Annotated in this window: 14 protein-coding genes; 4 read left to right on the forward strand and 10 right to left on the reverse strand. The window is 57.5% G+C overall.

The window, feature by feature from the left end; all coding sequences use genetic code 11:
- Nucleotides 1-102: 102 nt before the first annotated feature.
- From GY33_RS0115915 to GY33_RS20035, 10 genes are all read right to left on the reverse strand, one after another.
- Nucleotides 103-978, reverse strand: coding sequence for a metal-dependent hydrolase (locus tag GY33_RS0115915; protein WP_161788493.1), 876 nt, complete (start codon nucleotides 976-978; stop codon nucleotides 103-105).
- Between the two features lie 46 nt (nucleotides 979-1024).
- Complete coding sequence (locus GY33_RS0115920; RefSeq protein ID WP_031388287.1) at nucleotides 1025-2218, reverse strand: HD domain-containing phosphohydrolase; 1194 nt, start codon at nucleotides 2216-2218, stop codon at nucleotides 1025-1027.
- A 28-nt stretch (nucleotides 2219-2246) separates the two neighbouring features.
- A complete protein-coding gene (locus GY33_RS20020; protein ID WP_051822729.1) occupies nucleotides 2247-3983 on the reverse strand; it encodes an ATP-binding response regulator in 1737 nt (578 codons plus the stop codon).
- A gap of 10 nt (nucleotides 3984-3993) precedes the next feature.
- Nucleotides 3994-5211 (reverse strand): response regulator, encoded by a 1218-nt coding sequence (locus GY33_RS0115930; RefSeq protein WP_035272466.1) that lies wholly within the window; start codon nucleotides 5209-5211, stop codon nucleotides 3994-3996.
- Nucleotides 5208-5399 carry a response regulator gene (locus GY33_RS0115935; protein ID WP_031388290.1) on the reverse strand — a complete coding sequence of 64 codons (192 nt, stop codon included), beginning with the start codon at nucleotides 5397-5399 and terminating at the stop codon, nucleotides 5208-5210. The genes GY33_RS0115930 and GY33_RS0115935 overlap by 4 nt, the downstream gene beginning before the upstream one ends.
- 9 nt (nucleotides 5400-5408) lie before the next feature.
- Nucleotides 5409-7571 carry a PAS domain-containing sensor histidine kinase gene (locus tag GY33_RS20025; protein WP_161788494.1) on the reverse strand — a complete coding sequence of 721 codons (2163 nt, stop codon included), beginning with the start codon at nucleotides 7569-7571 and terminating at the stop codon, nucleotides 5409-5411.
- A 346-nt stretch (nucleotides 7572-7917) separates the two neighbouring features.
- On the reverse strand, nucleotides 7918-9951 hold the full coding sequence (locus GY33_RS0115945; protein ID WP_051822731.1) for a hybrid sensor histidine kinase/response regulator: 2034 nt from the start codon (nucleotides 9949-9951) through the stop codon (nucleotides 7918-7920).
- A gap of 45 nt (nucleotides 9952-9996) precedes the next feature.
- Nucleotides 9997-12762 carry an ATP-binding protein gene (locus GY33_RS20030; protein ID WP_051822732.1) on the reverse strand — a complete coding sequence of 922 codons (2766 nt, stop codon included), beginning with the start codon at nucleotides 12760-12762 and terminating at the stop codon, nucleotides 9997-9999.
- Nucleotides 12759-14534 carry a PAS domain S-box protein gene (locus GY33_RS0115955; RefSeq protein ID WP_031388294.1) on the reverse strand — a complete coding sequence of 592 codons (1776 nt, stop codon included), beginning with the start codon at nucleotides 14532-14534 and terminating at the stop codon, nucleotides 12759-12761. Before GY33_RS0115955 ends, GY33_RS20030 begins: the two co-directional genes overlap by 4 nt.
- Before the next feature lie 103 nt (nucleotides 14535-14637).
- Nucleotides 14638-17853, reverse strand: coding sequence for a PAS domain S-box protein (locus GY33_RS20035; protein ID WP_051822733.1), 3216 nt, complete (start codon nucleotides 17851-17853; stop codon nucleotides 14638-14640).
- A 464-nt stretch (nucleotides 17854-18317) separates the two neighbouring features.
- On the opposite strand from GY33_RS20035, the gene GY33_RS0115965 reads away from it, so the two are divergent.
- The 4 genes from GY33_RS0115965 (at nucleotide 18318) to GY33_RS0115980 (ending at nucleotide 21220) form a co-directional block, all read left to right on the forward strand.
- Complete coding sequence (locus GY33_RS0115965; RefSeq protein WP_031388296.1) at nucleotides 18318-18569, forward strand: type II toxin-antitoxin system Phd/YefM family antitoxin; 252 nt, start codon at nucleotides 18318-18320, stop codon at nucleotides 18567-18569.
- The gene (locus GY33_RS0115970) at nucleotides 18559-18840 is read left to right on the forward strand and encodes a type II toxin-antitoxin system RelE family toxin (RefSeq protein WP_031388297.1); all 282 of its coding nucleotides are present in this window, start codon (nucleotides 18559-18561) and stop codon (nucleotides 18838-18840) included. The genes GY33_RS0115965 and GY33_RS0115970 overlap by 11 nt, the downstream gene beginning before the upstream one ends.
- 58 nt (nucleotides 18841-18898) lie before the next feature.
- Nucleotides 18899-19441: a Na+/H+ antiporter subunit E gene (locus GY33_RS0115975; protein ID WP_084185243.1), complete on the forward strand. Its 543-nt coding sequence runs from the start codon at nucleotides 18899-18901 to the stop codon at nucleotides 19439-19441.
- A gap of 123 nt (nucleotides 19442-19564) precedes the next feature.
- Nucleotides 19565-21220, forward strand: coding sequence for a BCCT family transporter (locus GY33_RS0115980; RefSeq protein WP_035272470.1), 1656 nt, complete (start codon nucleotides 19565-19567; stop codon nucleotides 21218-21220).
- Nucleotides 21221-21447: the final 227 nt, after the last annotated feature.

Raw genomic sequence — 21447 nt, forward strand, 5'->3', positions numbered from 1 at the left:
TCAGAAAAATCGGAATTCGGACTCCGGTTTTCTTCATGGCACTATTGTCGGTGCAATGCCTGGGATCATCCTGGAAGCGGATCATACTCGGTAAATCAACGATCAAGCTTGGAAAGGGATACCGGGCTGTAAAACCTGGACAGCGACGTCTGGGGCGCGTCGGGCCACTGCCTCCATGAATGCCTCCGCGGACTGTTCAAGTACCGGAAAAGTTGCGTAATGTTCGGGAATCACCATGCGAGGTCGGATCAGGGCGCAGGCGTGCGCCGCCTCTTCAGGCCCCATGGTGAATACGCCGCCGATGGGGAGGATGGCGATGTCCGGTTGGTAATAGTCTCCGATGATCGTCTTCATGTCTCCCATCAGGGATGTGTCGCCGGAATGGTAAACACGCAGTCCATTTTCAAATTCCAGAATATAGCCCACGGCCTCGCCCACGAACCGGTTCGTACCCTGAAATCCGGTCAGCTGGGCTCCGGCGGAATGAAAGGCCTCGACCATGGTGATCTTGATGCCGTCGAAGTCCGACGTCGCGCCCTTGTTGGCCAAAGTAAAGGTCAGACAGTCTGCCTCCGGGATTTCGCTCTTGATGAAAAAGCTCAGCTCCCAGGGTGCGATGATTTTGGGTTGATACTGTTCCACCACGTCCTTCGCGTCGCCGAGCATGAAATGGTCCACGTGACCATGGGTCCAGAGCACGTAGTCGACAGCGTCAAAGCTTCCGACGCGACGGTACTTGTCCGGACAATTAGGGTTGGTCGTCAGCCAGGGATCAAGCAGAATTGATTTGCCCGCGCAGGAGGTGAACAAGAAACTGCCATGGCCCAGCCATTCAATACCCACCGCCCCTTCAAACCGTTTATCGCCAACACTGCTGCCCTGCACTGCCTCCAACCGATTCGGGGCTATTGACTGCAAGCCCACGGCGCCAAGGGCCAGACCAACACCTTTGAAAAACAATCTTCGTGTAATGCCCACAGGATTCTCCTTGTATTTTTTTAGAGTTATGGAGCATAGCATTCCGCTAATTCTCAACCTGGAAAGCCCTGCTTGCCTTTTGATGCGGCGGGACCAGCACCTTGATCGGTTCGTGTACACCACTGATTTTCGCGTAGGTCCGTAGCCTGGTGATCATCACCGGGGTGACTTCCTGACCTTGGGCCACCAGGAGCATGCCCTTCTGACTCTGGACATCCGCGGTCAGCAGCATTCCGGTTTCAAGCTGGTCGACGCGAACCTCGCGCAGTTCGTATTCCGATTTCAGGCTGAGTACTTTTTCCAGGGCCGCCAGGATTTGAGGATCGTACCAGCCTTCGCGGCCTCTCAGAATGTTCAGGGCCTGTTCCGTGGACTTTCCGGAATAATCCAGCTGGTCGAAGTCTACCAAGATTTTCAATATCCGGCCGCCAAGAGGGATGTCCGGGCCTGATTTGCCGCCGATGGGCGAACCCTGTCCGTCAAAGTGCTTGTCCTGGTAAAGGATCATCTCCCGAACAATGTCCAGTCGAGGGATATGGCCCAGCAGGTTCGCGGCGATCACCGGGTGCATGTCGTAGAGCTGCTGCATTTCCTCGTCCAGCATCTTGCCTTGTGTAATTTTCTGGATGGCCATGGAGGGCAGGAGCATGCATCCGATCTGGGAGAGCAGGGTCGCATTTTCTACTTCCCAGGTATTGGTCATGCCCAGGTGCAGGGCCATCTGACGGACCAGGCGATGGAGCCGGTTGGCCCGGCCAAAGGCGTCCGGATTGACCAGGGCCAAAAGTTCGGTGAGTACCTTGATGCTGCCGCCAAGGGTCTGTTCCAGGAGCTGTTTTTCGGCGGTGACCAGCCGGTACTGGCGCAGGGCGTCCTCCAGGACCCGCTTCATCTGCTGGGTTGAGCAGGGCTTGGTTAGGAAGCGGAACACGTTGCCCTCGTTCACCGCTGCGATGGAGGACTGGATGTCCGCGTTGCCGGTGAGCATGATCCGGACCGTGTCCGGATTGATTTCCTTCAGCCTCGCCAAGAATTGGACCCCGTCCACTCCGGGCATGCGCATATCCGAGACCACTACGGCAAAGGGCCCCTTACGGGCGATGATCGCCGCGGCTTCCCGGGGGCCTGTGGCGGTATCCATAGCGTATTCTTTGCGAAAGTTGCGCCGCAATGCGTCCAGGATGTTCTGGTCGTCGTCCACGAAGAGGATTTTTTCCTGTATAATGCATTGCTCGGTCATGGTCGTGTTCCTCTGGTTGGAAACCTGATCAGACTTGATGGGCTGTCGGTTCAACCTGTCCACCAGTCATTTTTTCCCGCTCCGCGAAAATTTCAGGGAGCTGTGTCGTATCTATCTTCTTTTCCATGTCTTCCATGAGCGGCAACCGCACGATGAAGGTGGTACCATGGTTGGCCTTGGATTTAAAAGTTATTGTCCCCTTGTGGCGTTTGACAATGGCTGAATGGGCGATGACCAGTCCTTGGCCGGTACCCTTGCCCACATCTTTGGTGGTGAAAAACGGATCAAAAATTCTCCCTTGAATCTCTTTTGGAATCCCTCCGCCGCTGTCGGATATCCGAATCTCGATCCACTCCTGGTCCAGACAACTGGTAATGCTGATCCTGCCTTGACTCTTGGCGGCCTGGCTATGGGTCTGGGCTATGGCATGGACCGCGTTGATCACGATGTTCAGGAAGGCCTGGCCGAGTTCGCTAGGATGGCCAAGGATCGACGGCAAGTCCGGGGCCAGGCGCACGTCCATTTCGGCCACGTATTTCCACTCGTTGCAAGATATGGTGACGGTGTGCTCCAGGATTTTGTTCACATCCACCAGGGTAGAGTGTTCCTTTCCGGGGTGGGAGAAGGCTTTCATGGACCGCACAATATCTGCCACCCGCTCCAGTCCGTCCATGGACTGGGTAATGGCCTGGGGAATTTCTTGGGTCAGGAACGAGACATCCACTTCCTGGATGCGCTTTTTGCATTCGGCCGTCTGCTTCTCGAACTCGTCCCCGCATACGGCCCCGTGCGTCAATGCCAACCAGGAGTCGAGAAGCGGGAGGAGATCGTTCAGGGCGCTACCCAAAAACTGCAAATTGTCGCCCACGAATTGGATGGGCGTATTGATTTCATGGGCAATTCCGGCGGCCAGCTGGCCGATGGCTTCCAGCTTTTGGCCCTGTAGCAGCTGGCTTTCCAACATTTTCTGCTCTGTTTTGTCCTCGCCCAGGATCAGCACTCCGCCGACTTCACTCTTGTAAATGTCCAGAATGGGATCAAGGTGCAACATGAGAAATCCGTTGGTGCCATCCGGCAGCTCAAACCAGAGATTGTCGACGCGGACGGCGGCCCTGTTTTCCCGACAGGAACGGATCGCTTCCGCAACCCGTTCCTGTTCCCATGTCACGGGCAATGCGTCGAATTCCTTGCCAAAGGCCTTTTCATAAGGAAGACGCAACAGTTTGGCGGCCACCCAGTTCCACCTCGTGACTATGTTCTGTTCATCAAGCACGACAAGTAGTAATTGGATGGAGGATAATATCTGGTAGATCTCCTGGTGGGCCAGGTGCAGTTCAGCCGATCGCTGCTGGATATCGGCTTCCGTTTCCTTTTGTACCCGGTGGAGATGCAAGTGCGTCTTCACTCTCGCGATCAGCACGCTTGGATGGAAGGGTTTGGCCACGAAATCAGCGGCACCCGCCGCAAAGGCCCGGACATCCTCGTTTGTGCCGGCCTGGGAGCTGACGAACAGCACGGGAATGTCCTTGAGCCTCGCATCCTGCTTCAATCGCTTGCATGTCTCGAAGCCGTCCATTTCAGGCAGGACAATATCCAAAAGGATCAAGTCCGGTGGGTGCCTGACCGCAGCCATGATGGCCGTTTCACCGCGCGGGAACAGCTCGACGCAGTAACCCTCCTGTTGCAGTAAATCCTGAAGAGGATTCAGACTGGCCGGATTGTCGTCCACGACCATGATGGTCGGCTTGCTTTTAGAATCACTCATCCACAATTCCTCATGCCTCGTCCACGGTCATCCCGAAAAGTTCCTTGGCCGGTTTTTCCCATTCCTCGATTCGGTCGCCGAGCTCACAGGCTTCGAGATAGTTCATGTCCGGACCCTCGGCCTTGCCCGTGGGCCCTTCCGGCTGGATGCCGAGGATCAGGGAGTCGGCGGCATGCAGGGCCGTCAAGGGAGTGAACTGGCTCGTGGCGCTCAGCGCAGGGTGATGATGAAAGGCGATGGCTTCCACCACCGGATCGGCCATGCCCCACAAGCCGAGCAAATAGGCTCCGAGCTGGGCATGGCTGGCACCCAGCGCGTCCTGCTCCACAGAGGCCAGGGACAAGTGCCGGGACGAGATCATTTCCAGTATCTCGTCGTAGAGAACCGGACAGTTCACGGCAAAAATCAGCTTGCCCACGTCATGGAGAATGCCGGCCAGAAAGGCATCCTCCTGAACATCCTTGGCCGCGCTTTCAATGGCACAGATCCGTTTGGCCAGAGTGGCCGTTATCAGGCTGTGCCGGGAAAGCCGGGCCAGTGAAAAGTTCGGACATTTTCTGGGATCGTACTGGGAGAAGATCTGAACGTGCAGCACCAAGGCCTTGACCGTTTCCGTGCCCAGAAGGTTCACGGCCTGGGCCGGGCTGGCAACCTTGGTGCACATTCCGAAAAACGAGGAATTGACCAGTTGCAGGATCTTGGCGGACATGCCCACGTCCGTGGAAATGATCTCGCCGATTTTCTTCAAGGAACAGCGGGAAGATTGCAGTTCCTCCTGGATGGCCAGATACATTTTGGGCAGGCTGGGGATCTGGTCCAGGCTGGAGGTAAGGCAGGCCAGGGCTTCCTCGGCCAGATAACGGCGCAGGGCCAGAATGCGCCGGAGCACGGAGATCATGATTTCCGGGCTGCATGGCTTGCTCAGATATTGGTGCACCACCTTGGTGCAGCCCATGATCATCCGTTCGTCCATATGGCCGGACAAGGCCAACCGAATCGCCTTGGGAAAGCGACTCTTGATCTCGGCCAGCAACTGGACCCCGTCCATGCCGGGCATGCGCATGTCCGAAACCACCATGTCCATTGGGGTTGCGGCCATCACCTCCAGGGCCTCTTTCGCGCCTGGCGCGAAATGCATTTCCCAGTCCCTGCTCTGACCATGCAGCATCCGCCGCAAACCTTGCAGGACCTGAGGTTCATCGTCCACGAACAATATTCGATGCTTCATGGCTTTGGTTTGCTCAGGTAGTCGCTCATTCCGACGGCCAGGAATCCATCCCGGTCGCCAAGTTTGGCGTGGGCGGCCACGGAGATGCTGGGGATGTATTTGTTCAGGTTCATGGTTGAGGGCTGCTCCACGATGACGGAGTCCATGGGCAAATACTCGACGATCAATATCTTTGTCTCTTCAGACATGAGTACTCCTTATTGTTGGTTCGATTTCATCCGTTCCGTTTCCACCACATTGAGAGTGAATGAAAACGTCGCACCCTTGTCCGGCTCGCCTTGGGCCCAAACCCGACCGCCGTGGCGCGTGATGATCTGCTGAACAATTGCCAGCCCGACGCCCGTGCCCGCAAAATCCTTGGTGGAGTGCACGCGCTTAAAGACATCGAAAATCTTGTGTGCATGCTGCATGTCAAATCCCGCGCCGTTGTCTTGGACATGGTAGACCGCCTGTCCGTCTTTCAGTTCCGCGCGGACCTGGACCACGGGATGTTCCTTTTTAGACGAGTACTTGACCGCGTTGGCCAGCAGATTCAGCCAAACCTGGCGCAACAGGCACGGGTCGGCCTCGATGGGGGGCAGTTCTTGCAATTGAAAATCCACCCGGGCCGTGTCTTCGGTTGACCCCAGTTCCTCGAAGACCCCGCGGACCATGGCCGTCATATTGATGGGCGAAACATGCAGGGCCGTGCGTTCAGCCTGGGAAAAAAACAACAAGTCATCGATCAGCAGGCCCATTGCCGTGGCATTGTCATTGATCAGGACGCACAGTTTCCGGCCCTCCTCGGAAAGCCCCGTCGTATGTTTGCCCAGAAGAATACGGGTCAGCCCGGTCAGCCCTCGCAAAGGGGCGCGCAGGTCATGAGAAACGGAATAGCTAAACGCCTCCAGCTGCCTGTTGGCCTCCTCGAGTTCCCAGGTCCGCTTACGCACCCGTTTTTCCAGTTCCTGGTTGAACTGCCGGAGCGCCTCCTCTGTTTTTTTCCGCGTGATGATTTCCCAGATCACATCGGCCAGAAAGGACAGGGTGCTCAAGTCCTCCGGTGTGTAATCCGTCGACTTGTTGCCCACGCCCATAATTGCAACGATTGCGTCTTGGCGGATAACCGGGGCGACCATTTCACGAACAATCTCGGCATGCCCCTCAGGCAGTCCCCTTCTGTGCGGCAGGGAGACGTAGTCGTTATGGATGACGCCTTTGCGCTCACGGACACAGTCCACCCAGACACCGGCCTGGTCGATGTTGTAGTGCATCCCCCGGCCCTGGGAAGTGCAAAAGCGTTCCAGGGTTGCCGTGGACCATTGTTGCAAGGACAGCGTTTTTTGATCTGGCTCGACAAAATGCCAGAAGCTGATGGAGCTGTTCAGCAATTGTTCAACTTCGTCCAGGGCCATGGTCAGAAGATCGGAGAGGGGGCTCGCTGCGGAGCAGGCAATCAGCTTCAACTGGATTGTTGTTTGATGCTCCGCGAGTTTACGTTCTGTGATGTCCTGGCATATGCCGATGGTCCGAATGACGGTCCCGGATGCGTCGCGTACGTGTTCACAGCGTTCATTGATGTAACGAACTTCACCAGTGTCTTTGCGTAGAATCCGGTACTCGAACTCATCCGCTTCTATGCCCATCCGAACCGAGACTGAATGCTTACAGGCCAAGGTCTCCCGGTCCAGCGGATGAACTCTTTCGAGAAAGCCCGTATATGTCGGGGTAAGTTCCTGCGGTGTGCAACCAAAGAGGCGGTAGGCTTCGTCCGAACATGTCAGGCCGTTGGTCGCCATGTCCCGCGTCCAGCTTCCAAGCTGGGCAAGTTGTTCTGCCTTGGCCAGAAGCGCGCTCTTTTGCTGCAATGCATCCTCGGCACGCTTGCGTTGTCGCAGGATCATGACCAGCCTGACGACAAGTCCCAGCAGCATGAGGCAAAGCACCGCAAGTGCGAGCAGGAACACTTGAGTACGGGTCGCCAAAGCCGCTTCGGCCTTCTTTTGGTCGGTAATATCATGAATAATGGAGTATAAAAGTCCCTCCTCGCCAGTGTGAACACGACTGCTGAAGACAGCGACGTCACGAATGGAGGCATCGGCCCTGCGGTGACGAAATTCGAAGAAGGTGCGAGCACGGCTTTCGGCCCGTTGCATCTCCTGTTTCACCTCGTCGGGGGAAAGAGTATTGATATTCTGGATGAACATTCCCACCAGTTGGTCCCGGGGCCAGCCATAATAGTCGACGGCAGCCACGTTGGCATCGCGGATCTCGCCTGTGTTGGGGTCAATCAGCAACATGACCGCGGCATGGTCGTTGAACAAGGCACTGTTGAGTTCCTCACTTTGTTGGAGCTGGCTCTCTGCTTTTTTCCGATCCATGATACCAAGTCCGATGAGGTTGCCCTCCATCTGTCCATACCATGGCGATCCAACATCTTCGGATTGTCCATTCCGCGTCTCGATAGGCATGGCTGCCAGCAAAAAAAATACAGTAAACAGCGAGCTGATAATGCGAGAAGAAATTTTGCGATCCGGCCTTTGGTGATCATGAATGGCTCTGGTTTTCATGCATCCTCCACCTCACGCAACAGTTCATTTTCACAGGTTCTTGAGCCTTATGCCTCATGCTCCACCTTAGCGTTAATAAAAATGGCCTCCCTGAAGCTCCGTCGGAAGCGTCAGTCCGCGGATGGTTTTTGGGAAGGTAATTTACAAGCAGTCAATGCTAGCTCCATTTATCACCTTGAATTTTCTTCAGCACCTTCTCCAAATCTTCGATCCCCACCGGCTTGCCCAGGTAGTCGTCCATGCCCGCGGCCAGGAATTTTTCCCGGTCGCCGGGCTGGGTATGGGCGGTCACGGCGATGATGGGCGTATGGGGAGAGGGTGGAGGGATGAGACCTGAAACCTGAGTGCCAGAGGTCCGATGTCCCTTCGCTGACGTCCTGTCTCCATCCTCTGACTTCTGGCTTCCGGCTTCTGACTCCTGACTTCTTATCCGTTGTGTCGCTTCCACACCGGTCATTACCGGCATCTGGATGTCCATAAGAATGCAGTCGAAGTCTCTCGTCTGGAAGAGGTCCACGGCTTCCTGGCCGTTGTTGGCCACGGTGACGGCGTGTCCGAGTTTTTTCAGCACGTGGGTCATGAACATCTGGTTCAGGGAGTCGTCCTCGGCGAGAAGGATCTTCAGGTGTTCTTTCCTCACCCTGGGCACTGCGGCATGGGCGGTTTTCGCGGCGTCCCTGGCCGGGAGAGTGAAAGGCAGAATGACATGGACGGTGGTTCCCTGGCCGACCTCGCTTTCCACGCAGCCGTTTCCGTTCATCATTCCCATGAGCCGCTTGACGATGGACAGCCCCAGGCCGGCACCCTGGTAGGACCGGGTATACGTGCCGTCCACCTGGACAAAGGGCTTGAACAAGGAGGCCAGCTTGTCGTCCGGGATGCCGATGCCAGTATCGGAAATGGAGAACATGGCTCGCAAATCGCCGCCTTTGGCCGCGGACAGGGGGATCAGCCGGACATGGACCGCCCCCCTGTCCGAGAATTTCATGGCGTTGCCCACCAGGTTGAACAGGATCTGCTTGACCCGTGCAACGTCGCCCACGACGCTTCGGGGCATGGCCGGATCAACGGTCAGATCCAGGTCAAGACCCTTTTCCCGAGCGCGGAGGTGGAACAGGTCCAGGACGGATTCCAGGGCTTCAGCGGGGTTGAACTCGGACATGGTCAGGCTCGCCTTGCCCGCTTCGAAACTGGAAATGTCCAGGATGTCCGAAAGCAGCCGAGTAAAACGCTTGGAAGACTCGATGGCCGCGGCCACGAACTCCTGCTGCTCCGCGTCCAAGGGTGTGGTCTGCAGGAGCTGCATCATGCCCATGATCCCGTTGAAGGGCGTGCGCAGTTCATGGCTCATATTGGCCAGGAATTCGGACTTGGCGATATTGGCCGCTTCGGCCTGCTCCTTGGCCGTCACCAGGGCTCGTTCCGCTTCCTTGCGACCGGTGATGTCGTGAACAATGGAATGTAGGTGAATCCTTCCGCTTGATTCGATGGGGCTGCTGAATATTTCCACATCACGAATCTCCCCGTTGGCCAGCCTGTGCCGGGCCTCAAAGTAAACGCATTTATCGGCTGCGGCCTTCTGCATGTTGGCCCTGATTTGATCCGGAGGCAGGGTGTTGATATCAAAAACATACTTGGATCTGAGTTGCTCTCGGGACCATCCGTAAAATTCAGCGGCAGCCTGGTTGGCATTCACTATGACAGCGCTCACCGGGTCCACCATCAGCTTGATGGCTGCATGCTGTTCAAACAGGCTCCGGAAGAGGGTCTCGCTCTGCTCCAGTGCCTCGGTCGCACGCTTCTTTTCCAGCCGTTCTTTCCCTCTTTCCAGGGCGGCCAGTGCCGCTTGCCCCAGCCGCATGATCCGCTCCTTCAGAATGTAATCCCAGGCCCCGGCCTGCATGCAGGCCACCGCGGTTTCCTCGTTGATGGAGCCGGTAATGATGATGAAAGGCGTGTCCGGAGCATGTTCTTGGGCCAGTTTGAGGGCGGTAAGGCCGTCGAACTGGGGCATGGAGTAGTCGGAGAGGATGATGTCCGGTTGAAACGAATCCAGGGCCGCCAGAAAGTCCGGAGCGGTTTCCACAACAAGATAGCTGGTTTCGGGTAATACCTCCCGGACTTCATGCTCCACCAGCATGGCGTCCGTGGGCAGGTCCTCGATGATCAATACCTTTGTCGATTCAGACATGAGTGCTCCCTATTGTTGATTCGATTTCTTCAATTTCATTCCCACCTAATTGAGGGTGAACGAAAACGTTGCTCCCTTGTCCGGCTCGCCATGTGCCCAGATCTGGCCGTCGTGGCGCGTGATGATCTGCTGGACAATAGCCAGCCCGACGCCTGTGCCCACGAATTCCTTGGAGGAATGCAGACGAGTGAAGACGCCGAAAAGCTTGTGTACATGCCGCATGTCGAATCCCGCGCCGTTGTCTTGGACATGGTAGACCAGCTGTCCGTTTTTTCGTTCCGCGCGGACTTGGACCACGGGATGCTCCTGTTTGGATGAAAATTTGACCGCATTGGCCAGCAGATTTTGCCAGACTTGGCGTAACAGAGCCGGGTCAGCCTCGGTAGAGGGCAGGTCCTGCACCTGAAAATCCACCCGGGCCGCGTCTTCGGTTACCCTCAGTTCATCAATGACCGCCCGGACCATGGCCGTCATATCGATGAGCGAAACGTGCAGGGTCTTGCGACCGGCCCGGCAAAACAGCAACAAGTCGTCGATCAGCAGGCCCATGGCCGTGGCATTGTCCGTGATCATGGCGCACAGTTTTCGGCCCTCCTCGGAAAGTCCCGTGGCGTGCTTGTCCAGCAGAATACGGGTCAGCCCGGTCACTCCCCGCAGCGGTGCGCGTAAATCATGGGATACGGAATAGCTGAACGCCTCAAGCTGCTTGTTGGCCTCCTCGAGGTTTTTGGTCCGCTCGTGCACCCGCTCTTCCAGTTCCAGGTTGAGCCGCCGAAGCGCTTCTTTGGCCTCCTTGCGCTGGTCGATCTCTTGTTTGAGTTGCACCGCATGGTTTTGGACCTCCTCATACAGACGGGCGTTGTTCATGACCTGCGCGGCCTGATCGGCGAACCCTTGCAGCAGGGCAATCTCCTCTTCTTGGATTGTTCGTGCTGTTGTAATGTCGGAGAGGATCAGCACGCCGAGGGACTGGTCCTTGAGGCGGATGGGCAGATAGAGAATCGAACGCAGGTTCACTGAACGGACAATTTCTTGCTCTGTCGGAGTGAGGTTTGCCGTCGCTGTGTCAGCCATAACCACAGGTTTTCCTGTGGCCAGGGATTTCGCAAGATGGGGGTGATCAATCAAAGGAGCATAGCGGAATTTTTCTGGAAAATCATAGGGTAAGACGGGGGTTGCTGCCGTTATGCGAACATGCTCCCCTTCCAGCAAATAAACTGCTCCAGTGGAGAAGTTCATGGCCTCAACCGCGTAGTCCGTAACCGCCTGGACCACCGAACTCGTTTCAAGCGAAGATGAAACAGCCTGGCTGATCCGCAGAAAGGCTGCAAGCCGTTGATTTGATTCCTGCAACGCTCCCAGAGCTGTCTCCGCACGCTCCCGGGCCGCGTTGGCGTCCTGCATCTGGTTGAGCAGGGCAAGGCGCATCTCGGCGTTTTGTTCCAGTTTGGCTTCCTGATGTGCGCGCAGTTCATCTTCCGCCCGGCGCAGTTCCGTGACATCCAGAAAACTGCACAGTACCCCGCTGTTGAATCCAGCGGAGAAAAGCTGAACAGTGCGCTCAGCTCCGTCCTTGCGCCGAATCCCGTGTTCCACTGAAGTCGCGTCAGGGGTGGCGATGGTGGATTCCCAGTCTGCCAGGACCTTGGTCTGAAGTTCAGGCTCGGGGCAGACGCGGGACCACCATTCGGCCCAGGTGGACGTCTCGTCCGCAGAGTAGCCGGTCAGTTCGTCAAAGCGTGTATTTCGGCTGAGAATAACTCCTTCCTGGTTGGAAAGGGCCAGGGCGACAGGGGCGTCTTCAAACAACCGTTGGAAGTACAGTTCACTGTTACGCAGTTCCTCCTGCGTGGAGGCGAGCAGCCGACGCACCTCCTCGATCTCGACGATCCGGGCCGCTGGTTTGGTCGGCGGCGGACCGACCAGGGAGGCCACGGCCCGTTGCAGCCGGTTGCTAGCCAGCCTGGCTCCCAGCACGCCGACCAGAGTGGTGGCCAACAACCCCAAGAGTATCGGAATCGCGGAATGGACACGCAAGGAAAGCCAGACCCTGTCCGGGATTACCATTTCCACGAACCAGGGACCCACAGTCGACTGGACCTCGAAGCGTCTTTCCGGCGATTCGTCCGGTCCGACGTCAAACTCAGGCGGCAGGCGTTGAGCGATGACGTTCCCGGAGCCGTCCCGCAGGTACATGGCCCAATCCGGGGGTAGTTCAAACCGGTCCGCCTGCTCCTGGAGCAGGCTCGTTGCAAAGGTGCTCAGCAGCACGAAGACGATTTCCCCGTGTCGCACCACCGGAGCGGCAATGCAGTTCAACGGTTCCCCGGCCACCGGTCCAAAAACAATGTCGCCCACAGCGGGTCTGCCGTGGGCAATGGCCATGGAAACGGAGGATTGCCGGTCCGCCCGAGGCAGCACCGGCAGTTGCGCGCCCAGGGGCGCCCGGGTGTTCAAGAGCATGCGCCTGGGCTCGTCGGCCTCGGCCAGGATGACATGGCCGTCGAAAAAGCGCTGAAAGGATTGCGCCAGGGCATAAAATTCCGGCCACCGCGCCGGATCGTCCAGCATGGGCGTGGCGGCCAGCAGGTTCAGTGCCTGCATCCGGGCATCCAGATACTCGTCCATTGTGGTCATGAAGTTGCTTGCCAGACGCTTCGCGCTATTTTCCTGCTCCATCAACGCCGTACGCTTGCTGTCCCAGGCCAGCCATGCTCCCATCAGCAGCAGGGGCAACAGGGACACCCAGATCAACCCTGAAAGAAATATACGCAGCGTGATTTCTGGTCGTTCCCGGGGTGCATGCGTCATGATCGCTCATCCTCCGGAAGGGCGTCCGCAAAGCCCAGGTCATAGGGCTCGGCCTGACCCAGTTGCCGGGACAGCTCGTTGATCCGGCGCTTGAGGGCGATCATATCCAGTTCGCGTCCCACGGATGCATTTCGAAATGATTCCAGCTCCCCATAACGCTGCTCCATGTCCCGGACGTGCTGTTCCAGTTGATCGTTCAGCATTTTCTGTCGCGTAATATCGTTGAATGTGGCATAGGCTTCGAAAGGTTGGGATTCTCCCGCTCGGCACAGCGGGATGGCCGTGATGGACAACCAGATAAAGGCGTTCCTTCCCGGGTGAAACACGCCCCGGATTACCGGCCCCACGGTTTCCCCGGTGCGTAGCGCGACCATGCCCGGATGTTCGGTTCCAGGCACCTCGCTGCCGTCGGCCTTGATCATCTTCCAGCGCGGGTCCATGGACGTCTTGCCGCGCATCTGGTCGAAGCTCAGACCCAGAATCCGCTCCGCGGCGGGGTTCGCGGAAATGATGGTCCCGTCCGCGGCCTGATAAATCACGCCCTGAGCCATGGTTTCAAACAGCCAGCGGTGCTGTTCCTCGCTGTCCCACAGGCTTTTCTCGGTCTGCCTGAGCCGGACCAGGGCCGCCTTTTGGCGGCGGTTGATGATGATCAACGCGGCCGCCAGGAGAAGCAGGAGGGTAAAGCTGACCACCGCAACAAACACGGCGTCCATGTGTTCATCCCAAGAGGATGTCGGTCTGTTCAGGAATATCGTGTTCTCCGGCAATTTTCGGACGTCCGCGCCCCAGCGCTGGAGCTGCTGCCAGTCGAACAGGGGAGCGTTGGGGACGTCGAAGGCCGTCACCGGGTGTGTCAGCCGGAGGCGGCCTTGCAGATAGTCCAGGGCGATACGCCCGGCCTGGCGGCCCAGATCGGAAGTGATGGCCACGCTACCGCCCGTCAGCCCCTGGGCGATGTGCATGTCCCGGAAGGCAAAGACCGGGACGTTGGCCTTTTCCGCCACCCTGCCCGCAACCTCGGCCGGAACGAAGGAGCGGCCGGTGATGTCCTCAAAGTAGGACCCATAAAATGCAATGGCGTCTCGAGGGAGGTTCGCAACCAGTTTCAGCATTTCATCCCAGGAAAGGTGGGCCGTGGTCTCGACTTTCAGTTGTCGCGGCAACGCCGCCAGTGCCATGGATATCGGCTCCACGAAAGGTGCTCTGTGATCATCCTTGCCCATGATCACCGCTGCCCGCCTGGTGTCGGGAAAAAGATTCAGGGCGTGGCGCAGTGTGCCCTCGGCGTCTTGACGGGAGATCAGGGTGATCAGCTTGCGGGAGGCGTTCCGCCAGTCAGGCTGCTTTTCCTGGATGGGAATGAGCATGGGCGCGTCTGGAAGAAGGTCAGCGCCCTCCTGGATCACAAAATCCACGGCACCCTGATTGACGGCGATGATCAGGCCGTCCCTCGAGTCCGCCAGCTTGTTCCGGAGCAGGGCCAGGACTAAGGTGCGGTGTTCCGGATCGTCATTGCGTTGCAGGTCCAGAAATTCCACGAAGATGTCGTCCAAGCTGAACCCGCCGTCCGTCAACGTGCCCACCAGCGGTGGGATGACGGCCTCCAGCATGGGTAGCCCGTACTGCGGGCCGATCAGGATCAGAACCCGCGGATTTTCGGACGGCGGGGACGGGCCGGCACGGGGAATGACAGCCCAGGCCGGCGAGAGGAAGAGGAGCAGGAGGAGAAAAGGAGCTGCGAATGGACGTGCTATTGGTCCGGCAATCATACGTTCTTCCCTTGTTGCATGGGGCTTGGCACTGGGGGCTCCGTTTGATGGTATCGATACGACATTAATCCCGAAAAATGCGTATTCTGCTCAGCCGCTCCGGCTACGCGGAGTCCGCCTTTGGCACCGGCTCCTTCTTGAACCACGCCGTGAACCAGAATGTGGAACCGCGACCTTCGGTGCTTTCCACCCCGATAGTACCGCCCATCAACTCCACCAGTTCCTTGCAAATGGCCAGGCCCAGCCCCGTGCCCCCATGACGAGACGTCTTGCCGACCTGGCTGTACGAGGAAAACAGGTCGGAGATCAGGTCCGGAGGAATGCCGGGACCCGTGTCCCTGACCGTGAAGCGCAGCAGAGTTTTGTTCGCCCGGTCTTCTTCCAGGCCCGCATGGACGAGGACCACGCCCTGGTCGGTGAACTTCAGGGCGTTGACCGCAAGATTCAACAACACCTGTCGCAGACACCCCTCATCACCCACGAGCAGGCGCGGGATTGCCGCATTGACGTCCCAGGCAAGGTCCAGGCCCTTGTTGAGGGCCTGCCCGGCCAACAAGCGGACAACGTCGTTCACTGTCCGACGCGGTTCGAAGGCCGCGTCTTTCAGTTCCAGCTTGCCGGCCTCGATTTTTGAGAGATCGAGAATGTCGGTGGTCAGGGTGAGCATCCTGTTTCCGGCATCCCGGACAAGTTCGAGATACTCCCGCTGCTCCGGACTGAGCGGCGTGTCCAGAAGCAAGTCCGTCAGACCCATAACGCCGGACAACGGAGTGCGGACTTCGTGGCTCATCTTGGCCAGGAAGGCGGACTTGACCCGACTCGTTGCCTCGGCCTGCTGCTTGATGAATGTTTCGCTTGCCTTGCGCGCGATTGCCGCTCCGATGGCCGAGGCCACGATGTGCAGGACGTTTTCTTCCGCAAAGGTCCAATCGCGTGTCGTGCGCACCGAATCAAAACCCAGAAAGCCCCAAACCCGTTCGTCGGAATGTATCGGGACGACGAGCAGACTCTGAATGTTTTGAGGCTCAAGAAAGCCTCGTTCTTCATCCGGAAAATGTCGGACATGCCCTGAGATGCATTTTCCAGCCTCCATTGCCTGCCGCCAACGAGGACAGGCCGCGAGATACGGTACGTTTTTCAAGTTCGGATTGTCGATTTGCGGCACGATGCCCGTGTTGACCCATTCCCAGGTCTGGCTGGTCAGGAGCAGTCCGGTTTCCTCATCCACATGGTCTCTGAATACGTAGACCCGGTCGGTGTTGGTGACTTGCCCCAAACCAGCCAGAATATCGGTGACGCATGGCCCCAACTCCACGTCGCGCAAGAGATTCAGGGTGGCGCTCGCAGCGACTTCCAGAAGCTTCTCCCGCTGCATCAGCGCCTCCTCGGACAGCTTGCGCCGCGTGACATCCACGCCGACGGCCCAGACATCGTCCCCGGTGTAGCTCAGTTCCGGGGGCAGATTGGACCAAACGATGTGGCGTGCTGTTCCGTCCTTGGCGGTCAGCGTAATCTCCTTGTTGGTAAATTCGCTCCCTGCTTCCTCCCATTCGCGCAACATCCGCGCGGCATAAACCTGGTCCGGATACATCAGGGCAAAGGCCTTGGGATTGTCGATCGCCTCTTCCTTGGAGTAGCCGGTAATGATTTCAGAGGTCTTGTTCCAGTAAGTAAACCGTGCGTCTTTCGTACCGGCATTGAGCAGCACCGGTAGGTTTTCAGCCAATGCACGGAAGCGTTGTTCACTCTCCAGAAGCGCTTTTTCAGCCTTTCTGCGTACGGTAACGTCCTCGGTGACGGCCATGGATCGGACGAAAACGCCCTCTTTATCGAACTCGGATACGCCGGACATCAACACGTCCAGTATCCGCCCGTCCTTGGTCACCATCTGATAGGGCAGGTCTTTCGCGGAACCGGTTTCAAAAAACTTCGGGATGTTCTCTTCCAGCGCCCGACATCTGGACTCATCCGTGAAAAAGTCTACGGATCGGCGTCCTATAACCTCATCTCGTGTATAACCGAGTTTTTCTAGCCACAGATTGCTGATGCTGATGATTTTTCCATCTTTGTCGATGGAATGCAGCATTGCGGGGGTATCTTCGTAAAGTGAGCGATATCTGGTTTCACTTTCCTCTCGTTCTCTTTGTGATGTGACGAGGGCCGTCAAGTCGTGGATCGTGACGACCAGGCCGAGAATTTCTTCGCCTTCCCAACAAGGGGAGTAGCTGATCCTCAGAAAAAGACGTGCCAGGTGCCTGACTTCCACCCAACCTTTCCAAAACGCAGCTTCCCCCAACCGTGAAACCCGGACGAGCTGCGGTCTCACTTCTTGATCATAAAACTCCTTACTGAGCAGCTCGACAAGAAAGTCCGCATAAATTCTGCCCAGCAACTGTTGGGAGGATGCTCCGACCAGTCGTTCATAAGCGGCGTTTACCGAGCCGATAATCCCGTTCTTGTCCACGAAAACCTGGGCGTTCGAGGAATGCCAGACCATCAGGTCGCTTATGCGCAGTCGAGCTTGCGCTTTACTTCTCTCCAACGCTTCGAATTGGTACTTTTCAACGGCAAGGCTCAGTTCTCTGTTCCTCTCGCGGACATGCTCCTCCAATTCGCATTTGTTGTGGACGAGGGTCCTGGCAAGTTCTCCAAATTCCGTAATATCTTGAAGAATGAGCAAAACATCCTCAGGCGCGTCGGCTTTCGTCCGCTGGGTATCCACACTGATGCACAAGGTCCGTTGACTCAAGGATTTTGTCTTCACCTGAAGCACCAGGCTGATCTTTTGTCCGTGCCCGGCTTTGTCGAGGAACTCTTGCACCGCTGAATGATCCTCAGGACGGATGTGTTTGAGGAAGCGTTTTACCGTGGGTTTGACGGAGTACGGCTGATAGCCCAGCATGGAATAAACGGACGAACTCCAACTTGTCCGCCTGCCGTCTGAAGACGCCAAGGTCCAAGTTCCAACCCAGACGGGCGTGCAGTAGTCGCCTGGCCACGCGCCGCCAGTCTCCGCGAAGCCCGGGTGTTCTCCTGGCGGGTCGTTTTCCAGGATATCGTCGGCAAAGAGGAACAGGTTGAGCAGGTTGGTTTCCAGGGCCTGACTGATACTCTCCAAGGCCGGGAAAGAAGGGGATCGTTCCCCACACTCGATGCGATTGACCTGCCGGAGGCTGAGCCCGGCTTTTTCCGCCACTTCGGCCTGGGTCAGGTTCTTTACTGAACGTAAATATCGCAAGCGACTGCCAAGCTTGTGGATAGTCGGCACGTCGGTATGCGTGGCGTTGGATTGAAGATGAGTTTTTGGGTGCTTCGACATTGTTTCAGGTCATCAGAGTCGCCATGGACGCACAATCGCCCACGGATTCAGGTTTTTGGGGATATTTGTTAGGGGGGGCTCCGTTATTCGGCCCCACCGTCCCCGGACCAGCCCTTGGGGGGATCCGCGCAAGCCACCGAGAGGCAGCCTGGATGAGCAATATCCTTATTTTTCACGTTTCGCACCTTGTCGGGCCTCTTCCGCCTGAGCGGACAAGGCCTTCGCCGCTGCGCTTTCCCATTAAGCTTTTACGTGAATGTTATCAAAACGCGTCCGGATGTATACGACACAGGGGGACGTATTAGAGTGCTTTTTTATGAGCGATCTAGCCGCATGGTGGGGTTATTTTTGACCCTGAACACTGAGGTCGTTGTTGCCGCAGGCTATAAGTCCGGCCCAAACTTGACGAGACTTTTTCCGAGGTCTTATATTAGGTCTTGAACAAAAAAAACAGGAGACGTCTCATGCCGACAAATCTCGTTCTCACGGATGTTACGGCCAGCATATCCGATCTTAAGAAAAATCCCATGAAGACCGTGGAGGCGGGCGACGGCTTTGCCGTGGCGATTTTGAACCGGAACAAGCCGGCCTTTTACTGTGTTCCGTCGCGGGCCTACGAGTCCCTGATGGACAGGCTGGAAGATCTGGAGTTGAACGCATTGGCCGATGCCCGCAAGGATCAGCCGGAATTGGAAGTGGCCCTTGATGAATTATAAGCTGCGGTTCAAGGAGCAGGCCTTGAAGGAGTGGCGAAAGCTGGACGAACATCTTCGAGAACAATTCAAACGCAAGCTCCAGGAAAGACTCCATAACCCGCATGTCCCCGCCTCTCGTCTGTCCAGAGGCGCCAATCGATACAAGATCAAGCTGAAAAGTGCCGGATATCGTCTGGTCTATGAAGTCCGTGATACGGTTTTCGTGGTCGTGGTCGTCGCAGTGGGGAAGCGTGAGCGTGGTTCGGTATACAAGACGGCGGAGAAGCGCTGAAGTAAGCTTTGTCTGTTTTGTTTTTTTGACTTGCTGGAGTGGGCGGTAGGAGACGGCCATGGCGGAACCGAGAATTGAGTCCAGGGATAATTCGTCTGAATCGGCTCCAAGTCCCGAGTCGTCGTGGAGTTTTCCCGGCCCGGGCGGCGTCATGGTCCGGATATTGGGATTCAGCCTGCTCTGGTGGATTCTGACTGAAGGCGGATCACTCTTTTCCGTCCTTGGACTTCTCGGCGTCGGATTGGCCGTGCCGGCCAGCTTCCGGCTGCTCCCGCCCCGGTCCTGGCCCCTCCGGCCCTTGGCCGTGATCCGTTTTTCGCCGTACTTTCTGCGGCAATCCCTGCTGGGCGGCCTGGACGTGGCCTCGCGGGCCATGCGGCTCCGGGTTGACGTGACGCCCACCGTGATCACCCATGTCTTCGCCCTTGAATCCGAGTCGGCTCGGGTGCTCTTCCTCTGGGTGGTCAGTCTCCTGCCGGGCACGGCCGCCGTGGACCTTCAGGGCGACAAAGCCCGGATCCACGTCCTGGACCAACGCCTCGCGGACTCCGCGACCTTGAGAGAGCTGGAGCGGAGGATCGCGGGACTGTTCAGGCAGTGACAGTTCTCCACATTGGTATTCGATTCGATGGACCGCGGCTTTTTTTTCATTCTTTGCACCTCGGTTCATATTGGAGTAGGGGGCATATTGCTGGAGAGGACATGAACAGGGAGGGAAGGAGTAATGGTTGAAAAGAAGGAAACACAGGAATCCATCGACATGATCCCGCCCGAAGGCGAGGTCAATCCCATCGACACGGACTACACCATCGGCCAGGACAATGTATCCTACAAACTCGGTCGGTACGGCGTGGACATCCACAACCCGGTCTTCGGCACCGCAGCGGCTGTTGTCGTCATTTTCGTCGTGGTGACGATGCTGTTTCAAACCCAGGCTGAGCCGCTGTTCGGCAGCTTGCGCAATTGGCTGACCTCAAACCTGGACTGGTTTTTCATCAGCGCCGGAAATATTTTCGTCCTGGTCTGTCTGTTTCTGATCGTCTCCCCCCTGGGCAGGGTCCGGATCGGCGGCACCGAGGCCACCCCGGACTTTTCGTATCTCGGCTGGTTCTCGATGCTTTTTGCGGCGGGGATGGGCATAGGCCTGATGTTCTACGGGGTTTCCGAGCCCTTGTCCCATTTCAGCAGCGCCCTGGGCGGAACAGCCAGTGAGAACGGCATCCGCACGGACTGGGCCCCTCTGGGCGGGGCCGCGGGCGATACCCAGGCCGCGATCCGCCTGGGCATGGCGGCCACCATCTATCACTGGGCCCTGCATCCCTGGGCGATCTATTCGATCCTGGCCCTGGGTCTGGCCCTGTTCAGTTTCAACAAGGGTCTGCCCTTGACGGTCCGCTCCATTTTTTACCCCATCCTCGGTGAACGAGTCTGGGGCTGGCCAGGACATGTCATCGATATTCTGGCCATTTTCGCGACCCTCTTCGGACTGGCCACCTCTTTGGGGATTGGTGCCTCCCAGGCCGCGGCGGGGCTGGGCTACCTGTTCAATCTGCCCGACGGGAGCACGATGCAGGTCCTGTTAATCATCGGCATTACCCTGCTGGCCCTGATTTCCGTGGTTGCCGGCTTGGAAGCCGGGGTGCAGCGCCTGTCGCAGATCAACATGGTCCTGGCCGCGTTGTTGATGCTCTTCGTGATCATCGTGGGACCGACCCTGGCCATCCTGACCGGGTTTTTCACCAATCTGGCCGGCTATCTCCAGCATCTGCCGGCCCTGGCCAACCCCATTGGCCGCGAAGACGCCAATTTTGCCCAAGGCTGGACGGCATTCTACTGGGCCTGGTGGATTTCCTGGTCGCCGTTCGTGGGGATGTTCATTGCCCGGGTTTCCAGGGGGCGGAACGTACGCGAATTCCTCATCTCGGTCCTGCTGATACCCTCCGCGGCCTGCGTGTTGTGGATGACGGTTTTCGGGACCACCGCCATTGGTCAGGTTGTCAGAGACGGCTACACGGCTGCCGCGGATGCCGCCTTGCCGTTGCAGCTTTTCGCCATGCTCGACGTTCTCCCGCTGGCCCAGATCACATCGTTCATCGGCATCATCCTGGTGGTGGTCTTTTTCGTGACTTCCTCGGACTCAGGTTCCTTGGTCATCGACACCATCGGTGCCGGCGGCAAGGTGCAAGCGCCGGTAGTGCAGCGCGTTTTCTGGTGTACCTTCGAGGGGCTGGTGGCCATTGCCCTGATTCTTGGCGGTGGGCTGGTGGCGCTGCAAGCCATGGCGGTCTCCACGGGCTTCCCGTTCACCATCGTGCTGCTGGTGGCCTGCTGGTCGCTGATCAAGGGCTTGGCCTCGGAGCCGCGTCTCAAGAAAGTCTGACCGGAAGTCCTGAGTCCGTTCGATTCAGTAATGCATACCCGGGGCGGGACATCGTTTTCGACTCTCCAGCTCCGCTCCCGGCCTGGGTTTAACAGTCCGCTGAAAAACTCCCAATTGCTGCGTCACTGCAAAAAGTTCAAACTCTTACGTATGAAAAAATACGCTTCGACCTTGAGCTTTTTTTGCTCCTTGCACTTGGGGTTTTTGAACGGACTGTCGGATAAGGT

The organism is Desulfonatronum thiodismutans (genome assembly GCF_000717475.1).
GTDB lineage: Bacteria > Desulfobacterota > Desulfovibrionia > Desulfovibrionales > Desulfonatronaceae > Desulfonatronum > Desulfonatronum thiodismutans.